Origin of the sequence: Pandoraea sp. XJJ-1 (assembly GCF_026802345.1) — a bacterium.
In the GTDB taxonomy this organism is placed as follows: domain Bacteria; phylum Pseudomonadota; class Gammaproteobacteria; order Burkholderiales; family Burkholderiaceae; genus Pandoraea; species Pandoraea cepalis.
This window is the reverse complement of the sequence record NZ_CP113827.1, coordinates 979,240-1,005,326: the sequence shown is the minus strand read 5'-3', so window position 1 is coordinate 1,005,326 and position 26,087 is coordinate 979,240. Positions and strand designations below refer to the sequence as shown.

26 protein-coding genes and 1 pseudogene are annotated in these 26,087 nt (G+C 59.5%); 13 read left to right on the top strand and 14 right to left on the bottom strand.

Annotated features, from left to right (window positions below; genetic code table 11):
- Nucleotides 1-60: 60 nt before the first annotated feature.
- The 3 genes from OYT13_RS04640 to speB all read right to left on the bottom strand — a co-directional run bounded on the left by OYT13_RS04640 (nt 61) and on the right by speB (nt 3,040).
- Nucleotides 61-663: a hypothetical protein gene (locus tag OYT13_RS04640; protein ID WP_268567339.1), complete on the bottom strand. Its 603-nt coding sequence runs from the start codon at nt 661-663 to the stop codon at nt 61-63.
- 289 nt (nt 664-952) lie between these two features.
- The gene (tauA, locus tag OYT13_RS04635; protein ID WP_150562489.1) at nt 953-1,987 is read right to left on the bottom strand and encodes a taurine ABC transporter substrate-binding protein; all 1,035 of its coding nucleotides are present in this window, start codon (nt 1,985-1,987) and stop codon (nt 953-955) included.
- 78 nt (nt 1,988-2,065) lie between these two features.
- Complete coding sequence (gene speB, locus OYT13_RS04630; protein ID WP_261939170.1) at nt 2,066-3,040, bottom strand: agmatinase; 975 nt, start codon at nt 3,038-3,040, stop codon at nt 2,066-2,068.
- 209 nt (nt 3,041-3,249) lie between these two features.
- Here speB and OYT13_RS04625 point away from each other — a divergent pair, with 209 nt between their 5' ends.
- The 3 genes from OYT13_RS04625 to OYT13_RS04615 all read left to right on the top strand — a co-directional run bounded on the left by OYT13_RS04625 (nt 3,250) and on the right by OYT13_RS04615 (nt 6,477).
- On the top strand, nt 3,250-4,155 hold the full coding sequence (locus tag OYT13_RS04625) for a LysR family transcriptional regulator (protein ID WP_268567338.1): 906 nt from the start codon (nt 3,250-3,252) through the stop codon (nt 4,153-4,155).
- 289 nt (nt 4,156-4,444) lie between these two features.
- Nucleotides 4,445-5,695: a tyrosine-type recombinase/integrase gene (locus OYT13_RS04620; protein WP_268567337.1), complete on the top strand. Its 1,251-nt coding sequence runs from the start codon at nt 4,445-4,447 to the stop codon at nt 5,693-5,695.
- 50 nt (nt 5,696-5,745) lie between these two features.
- A complete protein-coding gene (locus OYT13_RS04615; RefSeq protein WP_268567336.1) occupies nt 5,746-6,477 on the top strand; it encodes a hypothetical protein in 732 nt (243 codons plus the stop codon).
- 14 nt (nt 6,478-6,491) lie between these two features.
- On the opposite strand, the gene OYT13_RS04610 is transcribed toward OYT13_RS04615, so the two are convergent.
- A complete protein-coding gene (locus OYT13_RS04610; protein WP_268567335.1) occupies nt 6,492-7,331 on the bottom strand; it encodes a hypothetical protein in 840 nt (279 codons plus the stop codon).
- A 590-nt stretch (nt 7,332-7,921) separates the two neighbouring features.
- Nucleotides 7,922-8,146 carry a helix-turn-helix transcriptional regulator gene (locus OYT13_RS04605; RefSeq protein ID WP_268567334.1) on the bottom strand — a complete coding sequence of 75 codons (225 nt, stop codon included), beginning with the start codon at nt 8,144-8,146 and terminating at the stop codon, nt 7,922-7,924.
- 1,253 nt (nt 8,147-9,399) lie between these two features.
- Here OYT13_RS04605 and OYT13_RS04600 point away from each other — a divergent pair.
- Both OYT13_RS04600 and OYT13_RS04595 read left to right on the top strand, forming a co-directional pair.
- Nucleotides 9,400-10,530, top strand: coding sequence for an inovirus-type Gp2 protein (locus tag OYT13_RS04600; protein WP_268567333.1), 1,131 nt, complete (start codon nt 9,400-9,402; stop codon nt 10,528-10,530).
- A 78-nt stretch (nt 10,531-10,608) separates the two neighbouring features.
- Nucleotides 10,609-11,819, top strand: a protein-coding gene (locus OYT13_RS04595; RefSeq protein WP_268567851.1) for an IS3 family transposase whose coding sequence is annotated in 2 segments (ribosomal slippage) — nt 10,609-10,927 and nt 10,927-11,819 — 1,212 coding nt in all. Because the reading frame shifts where the segments join, the coding sequence is not laid out codon by codon here.
- 70 nt (nt 11,820-11,889) lie between these two features.
- Here the strand turns inward: OYT13_RS04595 and OYT13_RS04590 are convergent.
- Nucleotides 11,890-13,088 (bottom strand): IS3 family transposase gene (locus OYT13_RS04590; RefSeq protein WP_181762485.1). Its coding sequence is split into 2 segments (ribosomal slippage): nt 11,890-12,773 and nt 12,773-13,088, totalling 1,200 coding nucleotides; the frame shifts between segments, so codons are not numbered across the junction.
- Nucleotides 13,089-13,197: 109 nt separating this feature from the next.
- Between OYT13_RS04590 and OYT13_RS04585 the strand changes: the two genes are divergently transcribed.
- The 7 genes and pseudogenes from OYT13_RS04585 (at nt 13,198) to OYT13_RS04555 (ending at nt 21,107) form a co-directional block, all read left to right on the top strand.
- Nucleotides 13,198-14,235, top strand: a complete 1,038-nt coding sequence (locus OYT13_RS04585; RefSeq protein WP_268567332.1) for a hypothetical protein — start codon at nt 13,198-13,200, stop codon at nt 14,233-14,235.
- Nucleotides 14,236-14,294: 59 nt separating this feature from the next.
- Nucleotides 14,295-15,403 (top strand): IS3 family transposase gene (locus OYT13_RS04580; protein WP_150728839.1). Its coding sequence is split into 2 segments (ribosomal slippage): nt 14,295-14,544 and nt 14,544-15,403, totalling 1,110 coding nucleotides; the frame shifts between segments, so codons are not numbered across the junction.
- A gap of 566 nt (nt 15,404-15,969) precedes the next feature.
- Nucleotides 15,970-16,236 (top strand): annotated as a pseudogene (locus OYT13_RS04575) (IS3 family transposase); the annotation flags it as partial.
- Between the two features lie 352 nt (nt 16,237-16,588).
- A complete protein-coding gene (locus OYT13_RS04570) occupies nt 16,589-18,307 on the top strand; it encodes a Mu transposase C-terminal domain-containing protein (protein WP_013521181.1) in 1,719 nt (572 codons plus the stop codon).
- A gap of 2 nt (nt 18,308-18,309) precedes the next feature.
- Nucleotides 18,310-19,218, top strand: coding sequence for a TniB family NTP-binding protein (locus tag OYT13_RS04565; RefSeq protein WP_011137966.1), 909 nt, complete (start codon nt 18,310-18,312; stop codon nt 19,216-19,218).
- Nucleotides 19,215-20,432, top strand: a complete 1,218-nt coding sequence (locus OYT13_RS04560; protein ID WP_011137967.1) for a TniQ family protein — start codon at nt 19,215-19,217, stop codon at nt 20,430-20,432. The genes OYT13_RS04565 and OYT13_RS04560 overlap by 4 nt, the downstream gene beginning before the upstream one ends.
- A gap of 60 nt (nt 20,433-20,492) precedes the next feature.
- On the top strand, nt 20,493-21,107 hold the full coding sequence (locus tag OYT13_RS04555) for a recombinase family protein (protein WP_000904941.1): 615 nt from the start codon (nt 20,493-20,495) through the stop codon (nt 21,105-21,107).
- A 52-nt stretch (nt 21,108-21,159) separates the two neighbouring features.
- Here OYT13_RS04555 and merE read toward each other — a convergent pair whose 3' ends face one another.
- The 6 genes from merE to merT are packed head-to-tail and all read right to left on the bottom strand — an operon-like array spanning nt 21,160 to nt 24,307.
- Nucleotides 21,160-21,396: a broad-spectrum mercury transporter MerE gene (gene merE, locus OYT13_RS04550; protein ID WP_001087809.1), complete on the bottom strand. Its 237-nt coding sequence runs from the start codon at nt 21,394-21,396 to the stop codon at nt 21,160-21,162.
- Complete coding sequence (gene merD, locus OYT13_RS04545) at nt 21,393-21,758, bottom strand: mercury resistance co-regulator MerD (protein WP_003465059.1); 366 nt, start codon at nt 21,756-21,758, stop codon at nt 21,393-21,395. The genes merE and merD overlap by 4 nt, the downstream gene beginning before the upstream one ends.
- Before the next feature lie 16 nt (nt 21,759-21,774).
- Nucleotides 21,775-23,421: a mercury(II) reductase gene (gene merA, locus OYT13_RS04540; RefSeq protein ID WP_000136268.1), complete on the bottom strand. Its 1,647-nt coding sequence runs from the start codon at nt 23,419-23,421 to the stop codon at nt 21,775-21,777.
- On the bottom strand, nt 23,418-23,663 hold the full coding sequence (gene merF, locus OYT13_RS04535; RefSeq protein ID WP_000654684.1) for a mercury resistance system transport protein MerF: 246 nt from the start codon (nt 23,661-23,663) through the stop codon (nt 23,418-23,420). The genes merA and merF overlap by 4 nt, the downstream gene beginning before the upstream one ends.
- Nucleotides 23,664-23,665: 2 nt before the next feature.
- A complete protein-coding gene (gene merP / locus OYT13_RS04530) occupies nt 23,666-23,941 on the bottom strand; it encodes a mercury resistance system periplasmic binding protein MerP (RefSeq protein ID WP_000735441.1) in 276 nt (91 codons plus the stop codon).
- A gap of 15 nt (nt 23,942-23,956) precedes the next feature.
- Entirely contained in the window at nt 23,957-24,307 is a 351-nt protein-coding gene (gene merT / locus OYT13_RS04525; protein WP_001294667.1) for a mercuric ion transporter MerT, read from the bottom strand.
- 71 nt (nt 24,308-24,378) lie between these two features.
- Here merT and merR point away from each other — a divergent pair, with 71 nt between their 5' ends.
- Nucleotides 24,379-24,813: an Hg(II)-responsive transcriptional regulator gene (merR, locus tag OYT13_RS04520; protein WP_000429838.1), complete on the top strand. Its 435-nt coding sequence runs from the start codon at nt 24,379-24,381 to the stop codon at nt 24,811-24,813.
- A gap of 124 nt (nt 24,814-24,937) precedes the next feature.
- On the opposite strand, the gene OYT13_RS04515 is transcribed toward merR, so the two are convergent.
- Both OYT13_RS04515 and OYT13_RS04510 read right to left on the bottom strand, forming a co-directional pair.
- Nucleotides 24,938-25,402: a cytochrome P460 family protein gene (locus tag OYT13_RS04515; protein ID WP_208458422.1), complete on the bottom strand. Its 465-nt coding sequence runs from the start codon at nt 25,400-25,402 to the stop codon at nt 24,938-24,940.
- Nucleotides 25,403-25,513: 111 nt separating this feature from the next.
- Entirely contained in the window at nt 25,514-26,047 is a 534-nt protein-coding gene (locus OYT13_RS04510) for a carboxymuconolactone decarboxylase family protein (RefSeq protein WP_013521184.1), read from the bottom strand.
- Nucleotides 26,048-26,087: the final 40 nt, after the last annotated feature.

Genomic DNA, 26,087 nt, shown 5'->3' with positions numbered 1-26,087 from the left:
AACCGCGCAACGCGGAGGGGTATCGTTTCCCACCGGGCACGTCAAAGGGAGTTCGGCGGCTTACATGCCTATTTCATACTGGCGAATCAACTCACGCACCCGATCCTTGTCCGCATCGGGGATACGATCCAGCCCGATGTATTCCCAGAATTCCTCCGCAGCGGCCATCCCCTCTTCACCGTCCGCGAGCAAACACGCCAGCGCATCCGCCCTACGGTTTGGCGGCAGCACGTCGATGCATAGCATCAGCGCATCCATCACGCGTTGCTTCCGGCTGCCTTTAAAGAAGCGGACACTGATGTCGTCGACGAATCGGCACCATGCTTCGGATTGACTACCGGCGCTCGCCGCTTCCCCCCATTGACTCAGAAGTGTTTCGTTCTGCTTCAAAGGCTCGCGGAAAAACGCGAAGTCGACGGCCGGTTCCGGATCTGGCAAGTTCTCCAGGTTATTGACGGACAGAAGCGGCAGCGAGCGTTGTGAGGTGTCGTCACGCGTTCGTACCGCCAATGCCGCCATGGGCGAGCGGAGCCTTCCCGCCGCCTGGAGTCCAACAGCCCGGAGATCTGCGATGAAACGCTCACTCGGGCGATCCAAAGGCCGGTGCTCGGTGCTGGGCACCATCGGTAAGGTGCTGATCGTTGCGGCGCCTACATGATTCATGGACAACCTCCGTGGGTGGTGGGAGATTGCATCCTGCCATCGCCTTGGCGCCACACTTTTCCATACGAGCGGCGGGCTTGCAGTTCTGGCGAACACGCGGCGACCCGATGACAGTCCGCACAATCCCCGAGCCCCCCGCCATGGACCGGTCATTGACTCGATTCGAGAAATCGCGCCACGCCACCGTCGCTTGTTCGCGTGTGTGATTGCTTGCGACGTGAGGCTCCGGCGCGCGACCCGACATCGTGGGCGATTAGCGCACCGGGCCGCGTTGCGACGCCTTAATCGTTCATTTCGGCGTCAGGCTGGATGCCGCCTCGGGATACCGGACCGCCACCGCACCCCGATAGTCGGACTTCACGACATCGATCTTCTTCTGCTGGAGCAGAAACTCGGCCGTCGACTTCAGCGTTTGTGCCGCACCGCCCTTCTCCCCGCACCCAAGCCACTGACATGAGACCTGCTCCGCCAACGTCGGATACTTGTACAGTGCCATTTCTTCTGCCGCGTCGTTGGCATTGCCACCGAGCCCGCGCAGCACTGCCGCCATATTCTTCGAACCGGCCCCCCATGCGTCGGGGTGCTCTATGAAGTCTCGATTCGTCGCGTTCAGCACCGCAATGAACTTGGCCATGAATTCAGGATTGCCGGCCCCGAACGTCTTCGTCACGGCCATCCCCTCAAACGTGCAACGGCCCAGCGCGCATATCTGCCCTGCCGTGATCAATGGCTTTCCGGTGGGCCGGATCCGGCCGAGCGCCGGCCCCCAGATGAAGGCAGCGTCGACGTCGCCTCGCTCCCATGCGGCGGCGGCCTGCGTCGGCGTCATATTGACCAGCTTCACCTGCTGGGTGATGCCCCATTTGTCGAGCATGTACATCAACTGGTAATGGCTTGTGCTGGCCACCGGCACCGCGATGGTTTTGCCCACCAGGTCCTTGGGCGATTGGATGTTCGCCGCGTTACGCACCATGAGCGCCTCGGCGTTGGCGATGTCCTCCAGAATCCAGAACAACTGAATGTCCATTCCGCGGCTGGCTGCCGCCGCCAGCGGGCTCGATCCCAGCACACCGATGTCGATGCTGCCAGACGCCATTGCACTCATCACCGCCGCGCCGGAATCGAACTTCTTCCAGTGGATCTGGTAGCCGGTCGCCTTTTCAAACGCGCCATTCACCATCGCCGCAATCCAGGGGCTGTAGGTCGTCTGATACGCCACGTTGACGACCTTCTCGGCTGCGCGGGCCGGGGCCAATGCGCCACCGCACGCCAACAGAAACACGCCACATACGAACGAACCGACGATTTTTGTCAGGTATTTCATTCCGTCTCTCCCAATTCGGCGTAGCGAGACAGGACTGGCGAGCATCGTGCCCGCCCCCCTCCACGCCCGCCACTGTGGTCAAAGTGATTTGCGGCTGCGAATACTTTCCGCGAGCACACAGAGAATCTCGAACATCAGCGTCGCCCCCACCAGCGCGGTATTGCCGCTCGGGTCGAACGGCGGAGAGACTTCCACGACGTCTCCGCCGATCAGGTTCAATCCTTGGAGCCCGCGAATCATGCGCTGCGCGTCGAGGGTCGTCAGGCCGCCAATTTCCGGCGTTCCGGTGCCTGGGGCGTACACCGGATCCAGGGCGTCGACGTCAAAAGTGACGTAAGTTGCACCGTCGCCGACGACTCGCCGTGCTTCGGCAATGACCCCCTCGACGCCCAACGCGCGGCATTCCTCGATATCAATCACGCGAATGCCCTGTCGTTCACCCCAGTCGTTCTCGCTGTCGTTGTACAACGCGCCCCGAATGCCGATTTGTACCGTGCGCTTGGGATCGAGCAAGCCCTCCTCGATGGCGCGCCGAAACGGCGTGCCGTGGGTGTAGGCGTTATCGCCGAAATATCGATTCCACGTGTCTGTATGCGCATCGAAGTGCACCATGCCCACAGGCCGGTGCTTGGCCACGGCGCGCAAGATCGGCAGCGTCACCAGATGATCGCCGCCGACGGACAGCGGCGCGATGCCGGCATTGCAGACCTCATCGTAAAACGCCGCAATACGCGCAAGGGAATCCATGAGGTCGACCGGGTTCACTGGGGTGTCGCCCAGATCGGCACAATTGCAAAGCTCGAAGGGGTTGATGCCGCTCGCCCGATTGACATTGCGCACCATCGTCGAAAGATCGCGCACCTGGCGCGGCCCATGGCGCGCCCCTGGCCGATTGGTGGTGCCACCGTCCCAAGGCACACCGATCAGGCCGACATCCACGGCGCGAATGCTTTCGTCGTCAAGACCGACATAAGGCAACCGCATGAGTGTCGCCAATCCCGAAAACCGAGGCATGACGGTACCGGTAATGGGTGCGAATTTATTTTCTTTCATAGACAATTCCTGGGTGGCAAGGGGTGTCTCGGACTGGATCGCCCGACGCGCACTGGTAAGCGGCACCGAGCGATGCGTGAAGCGAGTGTGTCCGTTGCGCACGTCCTATGGAATCCCGATTGTTCGAACTTTAGTTTGGTATTTTCCGAAGCATTACCGCCACCCTTGCGTGCCGATCCCTCGTTTGCCTGGCCCATGAGTCCATCGTCATGATCAAAGTAACTGACTTCGATCTGCGTCTGCTGCGTATATTCAAAACAGTGTCGGACTGCGGCGGCTTCTCGGCGGCGGAGTCTGCGCTGAACATGAACCTGTCGACCATCAGTACGCATATGGCCGACCTGGAAGCACGCCTGGGCATTCGCCTTTGCGAGCGCGGGCGCCGTGGCTTCCGGCTGACGGAAGAGGGCCACTCACTTTATCGAGCCGCTGAGCGGCTGCTCGAGTCTGTCGAGGTGTTCCGCACGGACATTGGGGAAATACGCGGTCAGATCAGCGGCGAGTTGGCGATTGGCGTCGTCGACAATACGATTACCGATGCGCAATCGCACATTGCACGCGCCATCGGCATGCTCAAGCAACAAAGTCGAGATCTGGAGATCAGATTGGAGATCAAGTCGCCCAGGGAAATCGAGGCCGGGGTGTTGGAGAGAAAGCTTCATCTCGGCATCGGACCGTTTCGAGATACGCGACCGGGCCTGATCTATGAGCCGCTGTATCGAGAGGAAATTCAGCTTTATTGCGGCGCGGGGCATCCGCTCTTCGCACTGGCGCCCGATGACGTTGACATGCAGAGCGTGAGTGGTCTCGACTATGTCGCGCGGGGATATTTACGGGAGACGAAAGAGTTCGGCATCCTCACGAACCTCAAGGTCGGCGCGAGCGTTTTCCACATGGAGGCCGTCGCCACGCTCATTCTTTCGGGAAAGTTTGTCGGCTACCTGCCCACGCACTACGCGCAGCATTGGATCCGGCAAGACCTGATGCGGTCATTACGCCCGGATCACCTTACCCACCACGCCGAGTTTCGACTCATTACCCGAAAGGACCGCGAGACGACTGTCGCCGCACGGGCATTCCTGGATGCGTTGCGCGGCGGAGCAAATGGCAAGTGAAGATGGCGCAGTTCACACACCATGACGGTGATGTTGCTGTCTGGCGCACGTTGAATCACGGCGTCGGGCATATGAGCCGCCAACGTACAAAGGGCTTCCACTCGGGAAGCCCTTTGTTTATCCGTGGCGGAGAGAGGGTCCGCTCACCTCATGTCCAGCTGCGACTACCAAAATCCATAAAACCTCTATAGATAAAGGCAATGCAACTGCTCCACGTCTTGGGTTGTCTTGCAATATCCGATGAAATCGGATTCAATTGCATGGGTAAATTCATGGGTAGAGGATTGCCGTGGCAGGTGGAATTAATAAGCTTTCCGCATTGGGAGTGCAGCGCACGAAGACTCCAGGGTACTACGGTGATGGCGGCGGTCTGTGGCTGCAAGTGAGTAAGCTCGGGGGTAAGTCGTGGGTGTTTCGATACTCTAACAACGGCAAGGCGCGCGAAATGGGGTTAGGGCCGGTGCATACGGTCTCATTGGCAGAGGCCAGAGAGAAGGCGTTGCAGTGCCGCAAGGCTGTTATCGACGGACGCGATCCTATCGAAGAGCGACGAGCTCTTCAAAGGCACACGCGCTTGGAAGCCGCAAAGAGCAAGACATTCGAGGAGTGCGCGGCGGCCTACATCGAAGCTAACCGGACAGGTTGGCAGAATGAGAAGCACGTTCAGCAGTGGGAAAATACACTCGCCACTTACGTGTTTCCTAAGTTCGGCAAACTGTCCGTGAGCGCCATCGATACTGATCGTGTGCTTGGTGTCTTGCAGCAGGAAGTTAAGAGCGGCGACGGCATGGCCCCCCTGTGGCACGCGAAGACGGAAACGGCTAGCCGCCTTCGCGGGCGCATCGAGTCTATTCTCGATTGGGCCGCGTTCCGAGGCTATCGAGAGGGTGAAAATCCTGCTCGCTGGAAGGGGCATCTTGAGCATGAACTGCCCGCGCGCAGCAAAGTGCAGAAGGTCGAACATCATGCCGCACTGCCCTATGCGAAAATTGCAGAATTCATGACCGAGCTTCGCAAGCGTGAGGGAGCCTCAGCCCGAGCGCTCGAGTTTGCTGTGTTGACGGCAGCCCGCTCAGGCGAAGTACGGGGCGCCATCTGGAGTGAAATAGATTTTGAATCGCGGATCTGGATCGTTCCGTCAGAGCGAATGAAGGCCAGGAAGGAACATCGTGTGCCGCTCTCGGATGAGGCACTTCAGTTGCTCAAGAAAATGCCTCGCATCGTCGGTTGCGAGTTCGTTTTTCCTGCTCCGCGCAACGGCATGCTCTCCGATATGGCGCTGACTTCCGTGTTACGCCGCATGGGACGCGTAGGACTGACGCAGCATGGTTTCCGCTCAACATTTCGCGATTGGGCAGGTGAGACTACCGCCTATCCAAGAGAGGTTTGCGAACATGCACTGGCCCACAAACTGGCCGACGGCGTTGAGGCTGCGTATCAACGCGGTGACCTGCTCGCGAAGCGCGCCCTGTTAATGTCCGACTGGGCGCGATTTTGCGGGCAGCCGGCTTCACCCCCCACAGCTAACGTCACGACCTGAAGTGTTGGCCTGTTAGACATCCTCAGTAATGGTTTTTACGTAAATACGGCATGACCAAGATCGTAAGGCAGATGTACGACGAGAGCATCGGCGCGTTCACGATTAGCATGGATCCACTTCCGGTGCCTACATTGGAAGAATCCATTGATAATCTTGGCCGCCGTCTAGTCGAGTGGATTAACGCAGCCGGCGACGCGAAGGCCCAGCGCTTTTTTGCGTGCAAGGCTGCGGCATGCCGGGCAATCGATAGCGATGACGACAGCGCCAAGAAATACCTAACCGATACACTTGGGAGGTATTTTGAAACGGTTCCAGACGACCAAACGCTGGTCCATGCCACGCAGGCATTCCTGCTGTGGGTCCTAGCCGACCGAGTGATGAAATCACTTGCCGAAGCCAGTCCGTCTGAACAGGATGCAATTCGCCAGCGCGTGAGAAAGTACCTTGATGAGGCACAACTGAGTTGCAATGCGACGGATGATGGCTTTTACGCCGCAATGCAAGCCCATGCCAAGCGCAAACGAGCATCAAACGCTGGCAAGAAAAATGCCGAACGATACATGCCGGCAAAGCTTGAATGCATCCGCTTACTTAAAGCGATGCGCCCGGAGGAAGGCTGGAGATCCCGCGACCAGGCCGCCCAAAGTATCGAACCTGCTCTGGCTGAGTTTATCGAACAGCATCCGGAATTGAAGATGAGCCCCCAAGTGCATAAGCGGATTCTCATTTGGTTTCGCGAAGACGCAGCGGTCAGAGGAGCATTTGGCGACCGTGAATGTTAGGCCATAGCCGAACCTTAAGAAACGATATTTGCGCCATTACCCCTAGGGCCTTTGGCGGCATTCGTTTTCACCGATGCGGTTCGGGGGCGCCCTCGTTTCCTTTCGACGCTTTCGGCCTTGGGAAGATTGCCCTTCTCGAAGACGTGCCGATCAGGGGCGTCGAGTTTTGCGTAGTAGTCGCCGCAAACGAGTTCCGCAGCCACCGTGTTCTTTAGATACTCAACGTCTGCGAGACTATCGCGATGCAAATACCCGATTCGCGAATCTGGCAGTGCGTTGAAGTTGTAAAAGCTACCCTGCCCTCCAGTGACCTGATTAACCCAAAAGTCCCCGAGGCATTGGGCAGCCATGGAGCCGACCCACATCGTATCGGTACGGTAGAAAAGCAACATGTCGATCGAATACGAATTCAGGCCGCTGTGATTTAGCTTCCAGATGAATCCAACGCGCTTGAGCGAAGGAAGCGTTGCTGTCAAACGAAGAAACTCAAGGCGATGCATCGAGACTAGCGCTGCATCCGCGAGTGACGGCATTGCACTCGCCGCGCTGATTGCCTCGTGCGCATACCCTAAATTCAAGCGAACGACGTACAACTGTCCATGCTCGCGCAACAGCGCGTCGACATATGCGCGTTGGGCGGAAATTCGCCGGCGTGCGGTCTTTATGAACTCATCACGTGCGCGGACAAATGCTACGGTTTTCCCACGCTGTCGAAGTGCCGTTACGCAACGATTGAGCCACTCAATATCGCTAACAAGCGGTCTTCTTTCCGACAATGAGTTTTGCAGCCCATTTTCCGCTACATATGCCTCCAGCAGTTCGAAATGCGGATGCAAAATGTGCTTCGGAAACATGCGGCGGACTGCGGAGAAGTCAGTGGCAACGGCGCTAGCAAGAGCGCGCCCAAGTAGGGCCGCAGGGAAGACTCCTGTGCGGCGCGAATGCCTCTCGGGCACCGCGCCAAAGAGTGTGGTGCGCGACCTAACAACACGCTGCATTGTTGCCGTCACGCTGCAAAGGCGGCGTACGGCGCCGACCTCTACGGTCTTCGCGGCGAAGTTGCCACCGTACCGCTGTCGAAGGACCACCGCAGCGCCCTCTACGGCTTTTTTTCCTGCTATCCGGATTGAATCTGCGCTAGTTGTCATAGTTAGTTTCCGTGTCGTCGATCGGCGCTGGGCCGGTCAATGTGCATTGTGGTTGAAAATCACCTTCCCCTTGGGTAACTGCCGCGAAATCGGCATCGAGGCTTGGTTCCATGTTGCGGCTTGTGATCGTTACTCGATATGACCTCCTAGCTGAGAATCAACAGCCGAGCGGGTTTGATTGCAACGTCCTAGAGTGCGAGTTATCGCAGCAATAGGGGATGCCGCTTTTCTGTGCGCGCAAGCGATATGTTCTCTCCCAAATTTCTAGGCAATGGCGTCTGTAAAAGGCCTTCTGTTTAGCAAGTACGGTTGGCGGCAATCTTCGCCTGAAGCCATTGCTCGATTTCTGCCTCCACAAACAATGTGCGACGGCCGAGCTTGAACGGCACAGGGAATGCTGCGTCGTAACGTGGCGACTTCTTATTGAGCGCCTCGTAGATCGACGCGCGGGAACGCCCCACACGAAGCGCCACTTCGCGCAGACCAATAGCGCGCGTCACGGTGTAGTTGCTCGGTTCCATTTCGATATTTGCACCCTTGTCAAAAATGACTCGCTGAGTCGATGGACCGAAATCTAGGGATCGCCATCAAATCGACCAAGCCTGCTACTCGACATAAAAAAATATTCAAAGAGCCAGGGTTGCAACTATTTGCGTTTTGTGGATGAAAAAATTCGCCTCGATGAGCAGAGCCTTGGGCCTGCTCCCGGGTGATCGTTATCCGTCTCGGATCAAGCGGCACGCGCTCGAAATTCACTGCTTGTTGCCAGTGAGTTTCGACGAGAAAGTTATGCCCGTTTTTTTGACAGAGCCACGCCAGATGGGGCCTGATTGATCGGAAATACGCCAGCTACACGGGCCAAAGACCGATCCCAATTACAGGAGCCGATCTCGTAAATCGGTGTACGCCAAAGGGGCGACCGTCCAGATTGGCAGCGTGCGGTCGAGACAAATACGTGGCTCGCCACGAAGCCATCACAACAACTTCGACGGTCTGGCTAGTCACTCCAAAGGCAAGGCCGGCCACTGCGAATGGAGAAAATATTATTTTCGAGGGGAGACTCTAATCATCTGTTGGCAGCGCTCTCGTCGACGCTTACTGACGGATTGAGCCGGGAATGTCCACGGTCGTAGACGCCGCTGCGGCAATTCGTCATCGGGAGGGCGGTCCCTGTTAGCCACTGGCCAGTCCTCGTCATCCACCGAGGCACTTCCCATCACGTACTGAGAATCAGTGTCAGTCGTCCGTCTCGGGGGCAGGATGGCGATTCTGTCGCGCCGAAGCAGTGTCGGATCGCTCGGCGTACATCTCGCCTGAAGCTTGGCGGCTCCATAGTCAGCGGTGAAATTTCACTGCCAGATAATTTTTTATTGCGTGGGTAAGTATGTATATGAGAGGTGCAGGTGAATTGCTGGCTTCTCCTGGAACTCGATGATCGGAATCTCTGTGAATCCCTAGCGTAGTCGGTCACCACTACTTTCGCTTCCTATGGAATAGGGTTAGCAATAGGAGACGCAGGGGTATTGGTGCTGGGGCACACGAATAGGTAACGACAGTCATGGATCGGAACCTAGGCAGGCAGATGCACTAGTCAGGGATTGGGCAGTAGCTGAAGCCGAAGCAGCTGCGATGCAGCGGCAACACTCTTCCCTACTTCGTTTGTCGATCAACGAGTTTCCAGACACGTAATGGCCTTGGCCGTATCGTGGCCCTGCCAGCATGGCAGGTGCGCGCGGCATGAGGCGAATCATCAATCGCCGTCGTGGTCCACACGATGGCTCTTCCTTTTCTCATCATGTACAACTTCAACGAAGACCACGAAGCGGTGGAGGTCATTGCTCGTCTCAACAAACGTATTCACCTTGATGTATCGGATCTAGGCGGTGAACGAACGTGGACAGCCCACAAGGGCTATGGGTCACGGCACTTGTATCGGATCGAGCGATTCGTCAAAGATATCGAGCAGGGATGCACTGGCAGCTTCTCCATCAAGTATGACGGTGCCGGGATTCTGCCTGTGCTGCAGGAGCAATATCTCGGGAAGGAGCATTACCCGCGACTGAACCAGTGGCTTGAGCGTTATAGCGACCTTTACCGTTACTCCGCTCGCGTCGAGGCTTTTTACGACGCCTGTAAAGAACTCGGCCTGATCGGTGCTCGTCATTTCGCATTCGGTGAGCCGGGAGCATATCTACCCACGGGTAACACACGGTACATGGACGTATTCGAGCAACTGATCGAATCGATTCGTGTCCGTTGCCAGGCCCGGGAGTTCACGGAGCGCGAGCGACTTCGGTTGGAAAATGCTAAGCGTAATGAGCAGAATGTTCTGGCGTTTGAGTTGGCGATGTTCGACGAACAGACTGGAAGATCCCGCTGGCTGATGCTATCACTGACGTTGCGCTATAAGCGTGAGTTCCGCGACCAGATTACGTTGGAGCTTATCCAGCAGCATCGAGATCGCCTATTCGGAGCTAAGCGCACCAACAAACTCATTGGCGGGATCATGAATCAAGTTTGGGCGATCGAGCAAGGTGAGGACACGGGGTTGCATCTGCACGTGATCCTGTTCTATTCCGCTGATCACAATCACGATGAGCACATCGCCAAACTGATCGGTGAATACTGGGTGGAAGTCGTTACCAAGGGGATGGGGGATTACTGGAACAGCAATGGAGGGGCACTCAAGCCAGATTACAAGAAGCGCGGACACGGCATTGGCGTCGGTCAGGTCAACTGGTACGACGCTGAGAAGCGAGAAGCATTGCGTACGAACCTCGTGTATCTCGCGAAGGCTGAGCAGTACCTGATGCTCAAGTCGGCTGATCGGGTGAAGACGTTCGGGATGGGGGAGTGGCCGCAGAAGGTGAAGTCCGGGAGACCTAGGGCTGGATTAGCCCCTTGAATCGCCGGACACAGTCACCCACGTAAAATTACGGGTAGGCATACGATTGTGTTTTTGACTAACAACAAGCTAGAAGTGATGGAAGTGTTGACTGGGCCGGAGCGCCGGCGGAGATGGTCGGCGGATGAAAAGCTGGCGATGGTGCGTGAGAGTTTCGAGCCTGGCAAGTCAGTCTCGATGGTGGCGCGCCGCAACGGCGTCAATCCGAATCAGCTATTCCACTGGCGCAAGCTGTATCAGGACGGTAGCCTTTCGGCGGTCAGCTCGGGCGAGGAAGTTGTCCCTGCATCGGAATTGAGTGACGCCCTTAAGCAAATCCGGGAGCTTCAGCGGATGCTTGGTAAAAAGACCATGGAGAACGAAATTCTTCGTGAGGCGGTGGAGGTAGCGAAGTCGCGAAAATGGATTGCGCGCTCACCCTCATTGCCGGGGGACGACCAGTGAAGCGGGTCTGTGACGTCCTCGGTGTAGCGCGCTCGAATGTGGCGAAAAAACTGGCACGGCCGGCTGATTGGCAGGACGGACGTACGGCCCGAAGCACCGATGATGCGGCTCTGGTCGAAGAGATTCAGTCTGCCGTGACCGGACTGCCAAGCTACGGCTATCGTCGCGTCTGGGGTGTACTGCGCCGAGAGCGGGAGCTTCTGTGCGCCGCGCCCATCAACGCCAAACGGGTGTATCGAGTCATGCGCGTTCACGGCCTGCTGCTGCAACGAAGGTCAATGCCGCCACGACCGCAACGCCGTCATGATGGCAAGGTCGCTGTGGCTAAGAGCAACCGACGCTGGTGCTCAGACGGTTTCGAGTTTCGTTGCGAGAATGGCGAACCGTTGCGCGTGACCTTTGCGCTGGATTGCTGCGACCGGGAAGCGATGAGCTGGGCGGCAACGACCGGCGGGCACAGTGGCGACGTGGTGCGTGATGTCATGCTGGCCGCCGTCGAGAACCGCTTCGGCAATGTGATGCGGGCACCGGCCGAGATTGAATGGCTCAGCGACAACGGTTCGGGCTACACGGCCGCCAAGACCAGGCGCTTCGCGTCGTCCATCGGCTTGAAGCCATTGACTACGCCAGTGTGCAGCCCGCAGAGCAATGGCATGGCGGAGAGCTTCGTGAAAACGATGAAGCGCGACTATGTTGCCTTTATGCCAAAACCGGACGCCGCGACCGCTGCACGTAATCTCGCAATTGCATTTGAACACTACAACGAGAAACATCCCCATAGCGCGCTGAAGTACCGCTCGCCACGCGAGTTCAGGCGCAGGACCGAATCATCAACCTTGGTGTGAGACGGTGTCCGGAGGTGCAGGGGCAAATCCAAGTGGAGTTGCCCCTGTAACTCAGGACACGCGGACACCGTTAGGTTGATGACACCGCATTACGCCTGAACTCGCGAGGCGAGCGGTATTTCAGGGCTTTGTGCGGATGGCGCTCATTGTAGTGTTCAAACGCGATAGCCAGACGCGAGAGCGCTGTTGGTGCGTCAGACTTGTCCATATAGGCGACGTAATTGTGCTTCATGGTCTTCACGAACGATTCGGCCATGCCATTGCTCTGCGGCGAACGAACCGGCGTGGTCAGCGGCTCAAGACCCAGTTCGCGAGCGAAGCTGCGCGTGCGGTGGTCGATGTAGGCCGAGCCGTTGTCCGTCAGCCATTCAATGGGCTGCGCGGCCTGCGTGGTGCCGAAGCGCTGTTCGACGGCGGCCAGCATCACGTCGCGCACCACATCACCGCTATGCCCGCTGGTCGTCGCTGCCCAGCTAATCGCCTCGCGGTCGCAGCAGTCCAGCGCAAACGTCACGCGCAGCGGCGTACCATCGTCGCACCGGAACTCGAAGCCATCGGAGCACCAGCGGGTGTTGCTGCGGTCCACGGCAACGCGACCGTCATGTCGCCGCTTGTCTCGCCGCACGCCAGGGCGGCGCAGCAGCAACTGATGCTCCCGCATGACCCGATACACGCGCTTGGCGTTGATGCACGGCGCACCGGTCTGCTCCCGACTGCGGCGCAGCAGCGCCCAGACACGCCGGTAGCCGTAGGTCGGCAGATGCGCCACATGGGCCTGAATCTCCTCGACCAGCCCGGCATCATTGGTCATGCGGGCACGGCGACCATCGCGCCAGTCAGACGAGCGAGTTCGCTTCACCGCCACGGCAGAGCGCGCCACGCCGAGAACTTCGCAGACCGTCTTCATCGGTCGTCCCCCGGCAGCAAGGGCGAGCGCGCAATCAGGTTTTTTGAACGGCCCCATTCCACGGCTTCTTTCAGGATTTCGACCTCCAGCGTCTTCTTCCCGAGTAGCCGTTGCAGTTCCTTGATTTCCTTGATGGCGGCGGCCAGCTCAGATGCCGGCACAACGGTTTCGCCTGCCTTCACCGCCGCCAGACTGCCTTCCTGGTATTGCTTGCGCCAGCCGAACACCTGGTTGGCATTGACGCCGTGCCGACGTGCAACGGCCGACACCGACGCTCCCGGCTCCAATGTTTCCTGCACGATGGCGATTTTTTCTTGCGCCGTGCGCCGGCGACGGCGCTCCGGCTCGGTCAGAATTTCGATGCTTTCCACGTAATGACTAGGCTTACTGATAGGCACAAGACTATCCCTTATTTTAAGAGAGTCCTCGTGTCCTCAGATACGTGGGGCCGCTCCAGGAGCCGCGATATCGTTGGGTTTGCTGTTGGTGCCAGCGGTGCTCAATGTGCTCGGCATATGGCCATCCTTTTCGGCGGTTCCTGACTCGTTCGTGTTGGGCGGAACTGGTGTTTTAGGTGCGGGCTATGGGATGGCCTGCCTCATGTTGCTGGGCGTATTCGGCGGTTGGTGTGTTGCGATAATCTTTACTGATTTGGTTCGCATCAGGGATAGGTTCTGGCATCTCTACGATCACTTCTGGGTTATTGCCGGGTTGCTTGCGGGCATCTTCTTTGTGGCGGACTCGCAAGTCTCTCGTCACGCGACAGAGTTGCAAGCAACGTCTACTGAGGTGAAACAGGCGAGCGCATATTTACTGCGCCAACTCGAGTCTTTCGATCGGTGGTGTCGTGAAAATGAGGCAAGTGCGCAAGTGTCGTGCCGGTGGGCTTCCTCGGTTCAACAGAAGCTGCTCGACTACTCATATGACCATGAGAGCATTTTTGTCGAATTTGGCCCTCAAACGTCGGCAGATATCTACGTGATCGGTGAACACCGCGCTCAGCTATCGACCTCGGAAGAGATTCGAACGGAAATCGCCGCTTATAACCAAGGGCTTTGTCCAGTGCAAGAACTGGGCGAGGGATTTGGCCGAGACGCACCGTCATCGATGATTTGCCGTAGTACGCCCGGGGGAATGTGTCAGGCGACGCCTGATCCACTAGGCGGTCGTACGGACGAGATGCACCTCCACAGTACAAAGGCACTTGATACCGAGTGCCTTATTCCGACGTTGGTCTTGTTGCGAAAGCGTGAGGCGGCGTTGATGCCGAAGGTGAAGGCCGACCAGATGTCGAGGCACTACCGCTGGCTCTATTACCTATTCTTCTCGTTTGCATCAGGAGCGAAAATTGCAGGCTCTACGATCAAGTTCGCGTCAATGAGCTCACGCGGCAACTGTGAAGTACGGAGAAGTGTCTACCTAGCTCGCAGGTTTTGCGTGATTCTCAGCTTTCTGCTGAAGGGCGGCTACAGAGCACTGGCATTTCTGAGTAGATGTGACCTGTCCTGAAAATTTCGTACCAATCAGATCTAGGGATAATGGCGCCTCAGCTCAGATGAGGAGTTGGTATGAAGAAGAGCCGGTACAGTGACGAGCAGATCGTGCGAATTCTGCGTGAAGCGGATCGAGATACGATCCCCGAGGTGGCCAAGCGCCACGGCGTGAGCGAGGCGTCGATTTACGCTTGGCGAAAGCGCTTCGGCGAGATGGTCAGTGATGACGTCAGACGCCTCAAAGCGCTCGAAGCAGAGAATGTCAGGCTGAAGAAGCTGGTCGCGGACCAAGCACTGGATATTCAGGTCTTGAAGGAGATCGGCGCAAAAAAGTGGTGAGCGTGCAGGCTCGCTGCGAGCAAGTCCGGTTCGCAATCGAACGGGGCTTGAGCCACCGGCGAGCGTGTGCGCTTATGCAGATCAGTCGATCAAGCTTAGGCTACACACCAAAGATGCCCGGCAAAAATGCACCGGTGATCGAGGCAATGCGAACTTTGTCGGCGCAATTCCCGCGCTTCGGTTCGCGTCGCATCCGAGTGCTGCTGGGCCGAGAAGGTATTGTCGTCGGCCGTGATCGATGTGCCTCGCTTTGGGCGCAGGCGGGCCTGCAAGTGCCGAAGAAGCGGCGTAGACGTCGCGTGGCTGGCAGTCGACCAAGACCCCATGCGCCGGCAACTCGAAACTCGGTATGGTGTTATGACTTCGTATTCGATGCCTGTGCAAACGGTCAGCAAGTCAAATGCCTGACGGTGGTCGACGAATATACGCGGGAATGCCTGGCGATCGATGTGGCGGGATCGATTCGCTCACGTCGAGTTATTGAGGTACTCAGTCGATTGATCAGCCTGCACGGCGCACCGCGCTATCTTCGGTCAGACAACGGGCCTGAGTTTGTCAGTACAGCGTTGTTGAAATGGGCCGCCCAGGAGCGGATCGAGACAGCACTGATTGATCCAGGCAAGCCTTGGCAGAACGGCACCAACGAGAGCTTCAACGGAAAATTCCGTGATGAGTGTTTGGCGATGGAGTGGTTTCGCAACCGGATCGAGGCGAGAATCGTGATCGAAGACTGGCGGACTCATTACAACGAAGTTCGGCCGCATTCAAGTTTGCAGTACCAAACCCCGGCCGATTTTCGTCGGGCTAGCGAACGTAGTTCAACCACTGGGGCCGTGAATCTCTAGATACCAGTGGTACGAAAAAATCCGTCAGGTCAGATGGATGCTGCGCGGTACACGGATTGCGTCTCGAAGCTTGTGGCGTGTGATTGCTCGTCTGAGAGCTTTCATGGGCAAGTCGGTCGCGAAGTGAGCTGAGATCAACATTGGTACGCGGAGCACCAAATACACTCAACAGAGCAGATCCAGCTCAGGGGGCCAAGTTCGTTGAATATCTGGTCTGGTATTTCACGAAGGACAAACAGCAAATGGTGCGCGTCAAGCCGACTGAAAAGGCTCGTGCGTTGACCATGGGGCGCTGATTCCGAAAGGGGGGGCGCCGAGTTGTGGCACGTGCTCTAATTTTACTTTCTGGATCACAGTCGCGATGAGTGCCTCGCCCAACTGATCGGTGAATACTAGGTGGAAGTCTGAATGAGGCGACGCGGCTTGTTCAAAGATGGTCTTGGGATGCACCAAGATAGGTGCCCTTGTACAGGTGTGGTCGTACTTTTGATCAAACTGTCAACGCCGACTGAATTCTGACTCCGCGGGGATGCGGACAAAATCTTGGACTACTTTGGAGGTAGTCCATGTACTCATACCAAGAACGCGTTCGGGCGGTCGAGTTGTACCTGAAACTCGGGAAACGCAGCAAAGCGACCATTCGCCAGTTGGGTTACCCGACGAAGAATTCTCTCAAGGCGTGGTGTAACGAATTCGAGAAGAGTGGCGATCTGCAGAGGGGGTATGTTCGCGTAAAGCCGAAGTACTCGGAAGAACAGAAGAACGTAGCACTCGAGCATTACGTCAATCACGGGCGCTGCTTCGCCTTCACCCTCAGGACATTGGGCTACCCGCAAGCGGTCCTTGGCGGGTGACCGCTTCTGGCTGCGGATTCAACCGGTCAATGCCCACTACCCATCAGGGGAGCAGAGCCGCGCGGAGGCACAGCCGGCGCACTGTCTGCAAACGCGTGCTCGGGTTTCTTTCCACTCATAGTCAACTTCTGCTATTCGTCTGCAGGATGGCGTACATCTCGGAATGTGTCCATCAAACGGTCGTTTGGTGAACACATGCCGCCTCATGCCAACTGACCGCTAGAAGTGTCATTTTCAGAAGACGACTGCACCATTCAGCGCGGTTTGAAGCCTCTTGTGCATACGGCTCCTGACAGCCAGATATCAGGACTCCTCTGCACGAAACTCGTCTATGCTCAATACTCGTGTGCACCAAAGCGAGATGAGCATGGCGACCGATACCGCACCGATTACCGAGCACGGCGTGGCCACCCTGCCAGAACAGGCATGGGAGCGTGCGCGTCGTCGCGCGGAGATCATTGGGCCGTTGGCGCAGTCGGAGACGGTTGGGCATGAAGCGGCCGACGCGGCAGCCCAGGCATTGGGGCTGTCCCGGCGGCAGGTCTACGTCCTGATCCGCCGTGCCCGGCTAGGATCGGGGCTGGTCACTGACTTGGCTCTTGGGCAGTCGAGCGGTGGCAAAGGTAAAGGCCGCTTGCCGGAGTCGGTCGAACGAATCATCCGCGAGTTACTGCAAAAGCGCTTCCTGACCAAGCAGAAGCGTAGCTTGGCGGCGTTCCACCGCGAAGTTGTGCGGGCGTGCAAGCTGCAAAAGCTGCGGGTGCCGGCGCGCAACACGGTGGCTCTGCGGATCGCCGGCCTCGATCCGCGCGAGGTCACTCACCGCCGGGAAGGACAAGATGCCGCCCGCGACCTGCAAGGTGTTGGTGGTGTTCCGCCACCCGTCTCCGCGCCGCTGGAGCAGGTGCAGATCGACCACACAGTCATCGACCTGATCGTGGTGGACGAGCGCGACCGGCAACCGATTGGCCGTCCATACCTGACCCTCGCCATCGACGTATTCACCCGCTGCGTGGTTGGCATGGTCGTTACGCTGGAAGCCCCGTCCGCCGTCTCGGTCGGCTTGTGCTTGGTGCATGCCGCCTGCGACAAGCGCCCTTGGTTGGAAGGGTTGAACGTAGAGATGGATTGGCCGATGAGCGGCAAGCCCAGACTGCTCTACTTGGACAACGCGGCTGAGTTCAAGAGCGAGGCGCTGCGCCGTGGCTGCGAGCAGCATGGCATCCGGTTGGACTATCGCCCGCTCGGGCAGCCGCACTACGGCGGTATCGTGGAACGGATCATCGGCACGGCGATGCAGATGATCCACGACGAATTGCCGGGGACGACCTTCTCCAATCCTGACCAGCGCGGGGAATACGCCTCCGAGAAGATGGCCGCCCTGACACTGCGCGAGCTGGAGCGCTGGCTCACATTGGCGGTCGGCACCTATCACGGCTCCGTGCACAACGGCCTGCTCCAACCGCCGGCCGCGCGCTGGGCCGAAGCTATCACGCGGACCGGCGTGCCAACCGTCATCACTCGCGCTACGGCTTTTCTGGTCGATTTTCTGCCCATCATCCGCCGCACGCTGACCCGCACCGGCTTCGTCATCGACCACATCCACTACTACGCCGATGCGCTCAAGCCGTGGATAGCTCGGCGGGACCGCTTGCCTGCGTTCCTGATCCGGCGCGACCCGCGCGACATCAGCCGCATATGGGTGCTGGAACCAGAGGGGCAGCACTACCTGGAAATTCCCTACCGTACCTTGTCGCACCCGGCTGTCACCCTATGGGAACAACGGCAGGCGCTGGCGAAATTACGGCAGCAAGGGCGCGAACAGGTGGATGAGTCAGCGCTGTTCCGCATGATCGGCCAGATGCGAGAAATCGTGACCACCGCGCAGAAAGCTACGCGCAAGGCGCGGCGCGACGCGGATCGACGCCAGCATCTCAAGGCAACGGCACCGCCTGTCAAAACCACGCCACCACCAGATGCGGACATGGCTGACCCACAGGCCGACAACCAGCCGCCGGCCAAACCGTTCGACCAGATTGAGGAGTGGTAGCCGTGGACGAATATCCCATCATCGACTTGTCACACCTGCTGCCAGCGGCACAGGGGCTGGCTCGGCTGCCGGCGGACGAGCGCATCCAGCGCCTTCGCGCCGACCGCTGGATCGGCTATCCGCGCGCGGTCGAGGCGCTGAACCGGCTGGAAACCCTGTATGCGTGGCCAAACAAGCAACGCATGCCCAACCTGCTGCTGGTCGGCCCGACCAACAACGGCAAGTCGATGATCGTCGAGAAGTTCCGGCGCACGCATCCGGCCAGCGCCGACGCCGACCAGGAGCACATTCCGGTACTGGTCGTGCAGATGCCATCCGAACCGTCGGTAATCCGCTTCTACGTCGCGCTGCTCGCGGCGATGGGTGCGCCATTGCGACCGCGCCCACGGCTGCCAGAAATGGAACAACTGGCGCTGGCACTGCTGCGCAAGGTCGGCGTGCGCATGCTGGTGATCGACGAGTTGCACAACGTCCTGGCCGGTAACAGCGTCAACCGCCGGGAATTTCTCAATCTCCTGCGCTTCCTCGGCAATGAACTGCGCATCCCACTGGTCGGGGTCGGCACGCGCGACGCCTACCTGGTCATCCGCTCCGATGACCAGTTGGAAAATCGCTTCGAGCCGATGATGCTGCCGGTATGGGAGGCCAACGACGATTGCTGCTCACTGCTGGCCAGCTTCGCCGCTTCGCTTCCACTGCGGCGCCCCTCGTCGATTGCCACGCTGGACATGGCCCGCTACCTGCTCACACGCAGCGAAGGCACCATCGGCGAACTGACGCACTTGCTGATGGCGGCAGCCCTCGCCGCCGTGGAGAGCGGCGAGGAAGCGATCAACCATCGCACGCTGAGCATGGCCGATTACACCGGCCCCAGCGAGCGGCGTCGGCAATTCGAGCGGGAACTGATGTGAAGCCAGCGCCACGCTGGCCACTGCATCCGGCTCCCAGGGAAGGTGAAGCCTTGTCTTCGTGGCTCAACCGCGTGGCCCTTTGCTATCACATAGAGGTGTCCGAGCTGCTGGAGCACGATCTTGGTCACGGTCAGGTTGATGACCTGGACACCGCGCCACCACTGGCGCTGCTGGCGATGCTTTCCCAGCGGAGCGGCATCGAACTGAACCGGCTGCGTTGCATGAGCTTTGCCGGCTGGGTGCCTTGGCTACTGGACAGCCTTGATGATCAGATTCCAGATGCATTGGAGACCTATGCGTTCCAGCTCTCGGTGTTGCTGCCGACACACCGCCGTAAGACGCGATCCATCACGAGCTGGCGTGCCTGGCTGCCCAGCCAGCCGATACACCGCGCCTGTCCGCTATGCCTGAACGATCCGGAGAACCAAGCCGTACTGCTCGCGTGGAAGCTGCCCCTGATGCTGAGCTGCCCGCTGCATGGCTGCCGGCTGGAATCCTATTGGGGCGTGCCAGGGCGGTTTCTAGGCTGGGAGAACGCCGACGCCGAACCGCGCACCGCCAGCGACGCGATTGCGGCGATGGACCAGCGTACCTGGCAGGCACTGACGACCGGTCACCTGGAGCTGCCGCGCCGACGCATCCATGCCGGATTGTGGTTTCGGCTGCTACGCACGCTGCTCGATGAGCTGAACACACCGCTTTCGGCGTGCGGAACCTACGCGGGGTATCTCCGCCAAGTCTGGGAAGGCTGCGGGCATCCGCTGCGTGCTGGGCAAAGTCTGTGGCGACCGTATGAAACCCTGAATCCGGCAGTACGGTTGCAGATGCTGGAGGCGGCGGCAACGGCAATCAGCTTGATTGAGGTGAGGTACATAAGCCCGCCAGGCGAGCAGGCAAAGCTGTTCTGGTCCGAGCCCCAAACAGGGTTCACCAGTGGCCTGCCGACGAAAGCGCCGAAGCCCGAACCCATCAATCACTGGCAGCGTGCAGTCCAGGCCATCGACGAGGCCATCATTGAAGCGCGGCACAACCCCGAGACGGCACGCTCGCTGTTCGCGTTGGCTTCCTATGGTCGGCGCGACCCCGCTTCCCTGGAACAGTTGCGCGCCACCTTCGCGAAGGAAGGCATCGCCACGGAATTTCTGTCACATTATGAGCCTGACGGATCCTTTGCATGTCTTAGACAGAATGACGGGTTAAGTGACAAATTTTGACGACCTTAACTTTCCGGCGCACACTGTCACATAATCGAACGTATATGTGACAGGTACGACATGCTGATAGGCTACATGCGGGTATCGAAGGCGGACGGCTCCCAGGCTACCGATTTGCAGCGCGACGCGCTGATTGCCGCCGGGGTCGATCCAGTACATCTTTACGAGGACCAGGCATCCGGCATGCGCGAGGATCGGCCCGGCTTGACGAGCTGCCTGAAGGCGTTGCGAACTGGCGACACACTGGTCGTGTGGAAACTGGATCGGCTCGGACGCGACCTGCGACATCTCATCAACACCGTGCACGACCTGACTGGGCGCGGCATCGGCTTGAAGGTATTAACCGGGCACGGCGCGGCCATCGACACCACGACCGCCGCCGGCAAGCTGGTCTTTGGCATCTTCGCCGCCCTGGCCGAGTTCGAGCGCGAGTTGATCGCGGAGCGCACGATTGCCGGCCTAGCCTCGGCCCGCGCGCGCGGGCGGAAAGGCGGCCGGCCGTTCAAGATGACCGCCGCCAAGCTGCGGCTGGCGATGGCGGCAATGGGTCAGCCAGAGACCAAGGTCGGCGACCTGTGCCAGGAACTTGGCGTCACGCGGCAGACCCTGTATCGGCATGTTTCACCCAAGGGTGAGCTACGTCCAGATGGCGAGAAGCTACTCAGCCGAATTTGATGCCGGCATGAGGCAACGTAGCGACAGCGTGGTTTGTCTCAATGGGAAGCGCTCATGATCGATCTTTGAAGGCCCGCAGCAGTCGTGTCACAGACAGGACGAACAAACCGGTCAGCGTGAGGGCTGCGATACCCCAGTACTCTCCGATGAACGCGCCGGCCGTCGTGCCGGCCAGCACAATGGCGAGAATCGGCAAATGGCAGGGACAGGTGAGCACGGCCAGCGCGCCCCACAGGTAGCCGGTGATCGGTTTGTGCGTCTCGGACGGCAAGCGCTCGGGGCTGTTCATGGCAGACTCTCCGCGTGCTGTGCCGGCTCGGTCGGCATGGTGGCCAACTGCACCTCCAGATCGGCCAACGCTTCGCGCCGACGCTCGACGAACTGGCGCAGAACGGCAAGCTGCGCGGCCGCTTCATCGCCGTCCGCAGCATCCAGCGCCCGGCACAGCCGCGCCAGCGCGTCCAGGCCGATGCCCGCCTCGAAGGCCGCCCGCACGAAGCACAGCCGTTGCAAGGCGGCATCATCGAACAGGCCATAGCCGCCCGGGGTGCACGCCACCGGACGCAGCAATCCGCGCAGCAGGTAGTCGCGCACGATATGCACGCTCACCCCGGCATCAAGGGCCAGCCGGGACACGGTGTAGGCGCTCATTGAAAACCTCCTTTTTTTATCCAGCGCAGCAGGAAAGCTGCTTCACGTCCTTGTTGAAGGTCTGCGCCGCAAGCTTCAACCCCTCGACCATTGTCAGGTAGGGGAACAACTGGTCGGCCAGTTCCTGCACCGTCATGCGGTTGCGGATGGCGAGCACCGCCGTCTGGATCAGTTCGCCCGCTTCCGGGGCCACCGCCTGCACGCCGATGAGCCGTCCGCTACCTTCCTCGATGACCAGCTTGATGAAGCCGCGTGTGTCGAAGTTGGCAAGCGCTCGCGGAACGTTGTCGAGTGTCAGCGTGCGACTGTCGGTCTCGATGCCATCGTGGTGCGCTTCCGCCTCGCTGTAGCCCACGGTGGCGACTTGCGGGTCGGTGAACACCACTGCCGGCATCGCGGTCAGATTGAGGGCTGCGTCGCCGCCGGTCATGTTGATCGCGGCACGGGTGCCGGCGGCCGCTGCCACGTAGACGAACTGCGGCTGGTCGGTGCAGTCGCCGGCCGCGTAGATGTTCGGGTTGCTCGTGCGCATGCCTTGGTCGATAACGATGGCCCCTTGCGCATTGACAGTGACCCCCGCCGCGTCCAGCGCGAGGCTGCGCGTATTCGGTGCCCGACCGGTGGCAACCAGCAACTTGTCAGCGCGCAATTCACCGTGTCCGGTGGTCAGCACGAATTCGCCGTTCACATGGGCGACCTGGCTGGCTTGCGTGTGCTCCAGCACCTCGATGCCCTCGGCGCGGAAAGCGGCTGTCACGGCCTCGCCGATGGCCGGGTCTTCCCGGAAGAACAAGGTGCTGCGTGCCAGGATCGTGACCTGGCTGCCGAGCCGGGCAAAGGCTTGCGCCAATTCCAACGCCACCACCGACGAACCGATCACGGCCAGGCGTGCGGGAATGGTGTCGCTGACAAGCGCTTCGGTGGAAGTCCAGTAGGGTGACTCTTTCAGGCCCGGAATCGGCGGCACGGCCGGACTGGCACCGGTGGCGACCAGGCAGCGGTCGAACGTTACCTCGCGCTCGCCACCCTCGTTCAAACGGACGACCAGGCTCTGGTCGTCCTTGAAACGCGCTTCACCGTGCAAAACGGTGATGGCTGGATTGCCGTCCAGGATGCCTTCGTATTTGGCGTGCCGCAGTTCATCGACACGGGCCTGCTGCTGGGCCAGCAGTTTGCTGCGGTCAATCGCAGGCACAGTTGCCGCAATACCGCCGTCGAACGGACTTTCCCGGCGCAGATGGGCAATATGGGCAGCGCGGATCATGATCTTGGACGGCACACAGCCGATATTGACGCAGGTGCCGCCGATGGTGCCGCGTTCGATCAGCGTGACCGTCGCGCCTTGCTCGACGGCCTTCAGCGCCGCCGCCATCGCGGCCCCGCCGCTGCCAATGATGGCGATATGCAAACCGGCGCCCTCAAGTGCATCACGGATTTTTGGTTCATCTTTGAAATCACCAACCCGGATCGAGCCTTGATAACCCAATGCGGCGATGGCGGCCAGCAGTTGGTTGTGGCTCACGGCGGTGTCTGCCATGACTTGCGCGCGGCTTTCTGGATAGGACACCACAGCGGCATTCACGCCGGGAATCTTTTCCAAAGCATCTTTGACATGGGTGGCGCAGGATGTGCAGGTCATGCCATTCACGGTGATTTCGGTCATTTTTTTACTCCATTGAATTTCGGGGTGCAGCAGGCATCGGCTTGGCGTTTTCGTTGGATGGCGTAGATGGTCAAGCCGATGAAAATCGCCAGCGCAGGCAGCAGCACATAGTCCAGATAGCCGGTCAGCGCGGACAAGCCGACCACACCGAGCAAAATGACCAGAACAGGGGTGAAGCAACACAGCGCCACGAGGGTTGTGCCAATGATGCTGACCCGCAGCAGTGTCTTCGGGTCTTTCATGATCAGTTCTTGACTGATGATGGGTAGCCCGCATCCTCGGTAGCCTTGGTCAGTTTCTGCACGCTGGTCTTGGCATCATCGAAGGTGACCACCGCTTCGCGCGTCTCGAAGGTCACGTCAACTTTACTGACGCCATCGACCTTGGAAATCGCCTTCTTGACAGTGATCGGACAGGCCGAGCAGGTCATGCCCGGTACGGACAGCGTAACGGTCTGGGTGGCGGCCCACACGGGGGCAACAACGGCAGCGAGGGCAAGGGCGGAAAGCAGCTTTTTCATGGTGAACTCCTGTGATCAATAGAAAAATGGCACGACGTAGGGAAATCCGAGCGCGACCAAAACCAGCACGGCCACGCCCCAGAAAATGAGCTTGTAAGTAGCTCGCACTTGGGGAATCGCGCAAACCTCACCCGGTTTGCAGGCGGCTGACGGCCGGTAGATGCGCCGCCAGGCGAAGAACAACGCCACCAGCGCCACGCCGATAAAGATGGGGCGATAGGGTTCCAACACCGTCAAGTTGCCGATCCAAGCGCCGCTGAACCCCAAGGCGATCAGAACCAGCGGCCCGAGGCAGCAAGCCGAGGCGAGGATGGCGGCCAGCCCGCCAGTGAAGAGCGCGCCGCGCCCGTTTTGAGGTTCAGACATACGTTTGTCCTTTCGAATCTGAATTGGATAGCTTAAGCTTACTTCCGTAGTTATGTACGGAGTCAAGCGATATGGAAAACAATTTGGAGAACCTGACCATTGGCGTTTTCGCCAGGACGGCCGGGGTCAATGTGGAGACCATCCGGTTCTATCAGCGCAAGGGCTTGCTCCCGGAACCGGACAAGCCTTACGGCAGCATTCGCCGCTATGGCGAGACGGATGTAACGCGGGTGCGCTTCGTGAAATCAGCCCAGCGGTTGGGCTTCAGCCTGGATGAGATCGCCGAGCTGCTGCGGCTGGAGGATGGCACCCATTGCGAGGAAGCCAGCAGCCTGGCCGAGCACAAGCTCAAGGACGTGCGCGAGAGGATGGCTGACCTGGCGCGCATGGAGGCCGTGCTGTCTGATTTGGTGTGCGCCTGCCATGCGCGGAAGGGGAACGTTTCCTGCCCGCTGATTGCGTCACTGCAAGGGAAGAAAGAACCGCGCAGTGCGGACGCGGTGTAGCCCGAGGGAACTACGCCTTAGCGTGCTTTATTTTCCGTTTTCTGAGGCGACTCCAACGTCAGAAAAGACCGTGCGGTCGACTTTTGATATTTCGTGCTGTCGCCTTCTGAAAGTGACAAGCAAGTCAGTGCTGGGTCAGTGTCGGATAGCCCTGGATGAATACGCGGTCGGTCTTGGCCGCCGGCACATGGCAGCCCATGCAGTCGGCTGCGTAGCTGACGGCGACATTCTTGGCGGGGGCGTCGGCCTTGAACAGCGCCCAGCCCCAGCCGTCGCCCCACAAGGGGTTGCTGGCGAAACGGCCTTTGGCGTCCTTGACCATCACGAACCACACGGCCGCATCGGAACCCCAGACCACAGGGTCGCCGGTGGTCATGGCGCTGGTTTCGAGCTTGCGGATCTCTTTCACCAGCGTGGCGCCGTCCGGGAACTTGCCGGTCTTGCGGTAGTGCTCGGCCGAGGCCTTTTCGGTGTACACATCGTGCAGGCCGCGAGAGGCGGATTTTTCGTCCAACACCGCATATGAGCCCAGGTGGACGAAGTTTGTGCGGAAGTCTGTGGGGCGGCTGATGCCGCCCTGGCTGTCCACATAGGGCGAAAAGTCGCCGGCCGTGACGGCCAGTGGCAGGACGAGGGCGCTGGCGAGCAGAGCGCCGGTGAGTGCGATTTTCGTTGTGTTCTCCTTATATGCCTATGGAGATCAGACGGCGACCACGGGGAAATCCACCGTGGTGTCGGCGATGTGGTTGGTGTAGTTGGTGAGCGTGTTCAGCGCGATGTTGGCGATCACTTCCAGTATCAGGCCGTCGTCGAGCCCCGCGCGGCGGTAGTTGGCCATGGCGTCGGCCGACACCACGCCGCGTTGCTCGACCAGCGCGCGGGCAAAGCCGGCAATTGCATCGTCAAGTGCGTTGGCCGCCTGGCCGGTGCGGGCCGCGGCGATGGCCTCTGCCGACAGTCCGGCACCTTTGCCGATCAGGGTGTGTGCGCTCAGGCAGTACTGGCAGCGATTGGCTTGACCGGCAGCCAGCGCAACGATCTCGCGCTGGGTGGCACTCAGGCGGCCGGTGCCCAGCGTTTCGGACAGGCCGAGGTAGCCGTTGAGCGCTGCCGGCGCGTGGGCCAGCGTGGCGAGCAGGTTCGGCACCACGCCGAGCTTGGCTTTGACGGCCTTGAGTGTGGCAGCGGTAGCGGCGTCAGCGGTGTCGATGGTCAGGGGGGCGATTTGGGTCATGTCTATCTCCGTAGTGGGTGAGGTGCAAGAGCACGTGGGC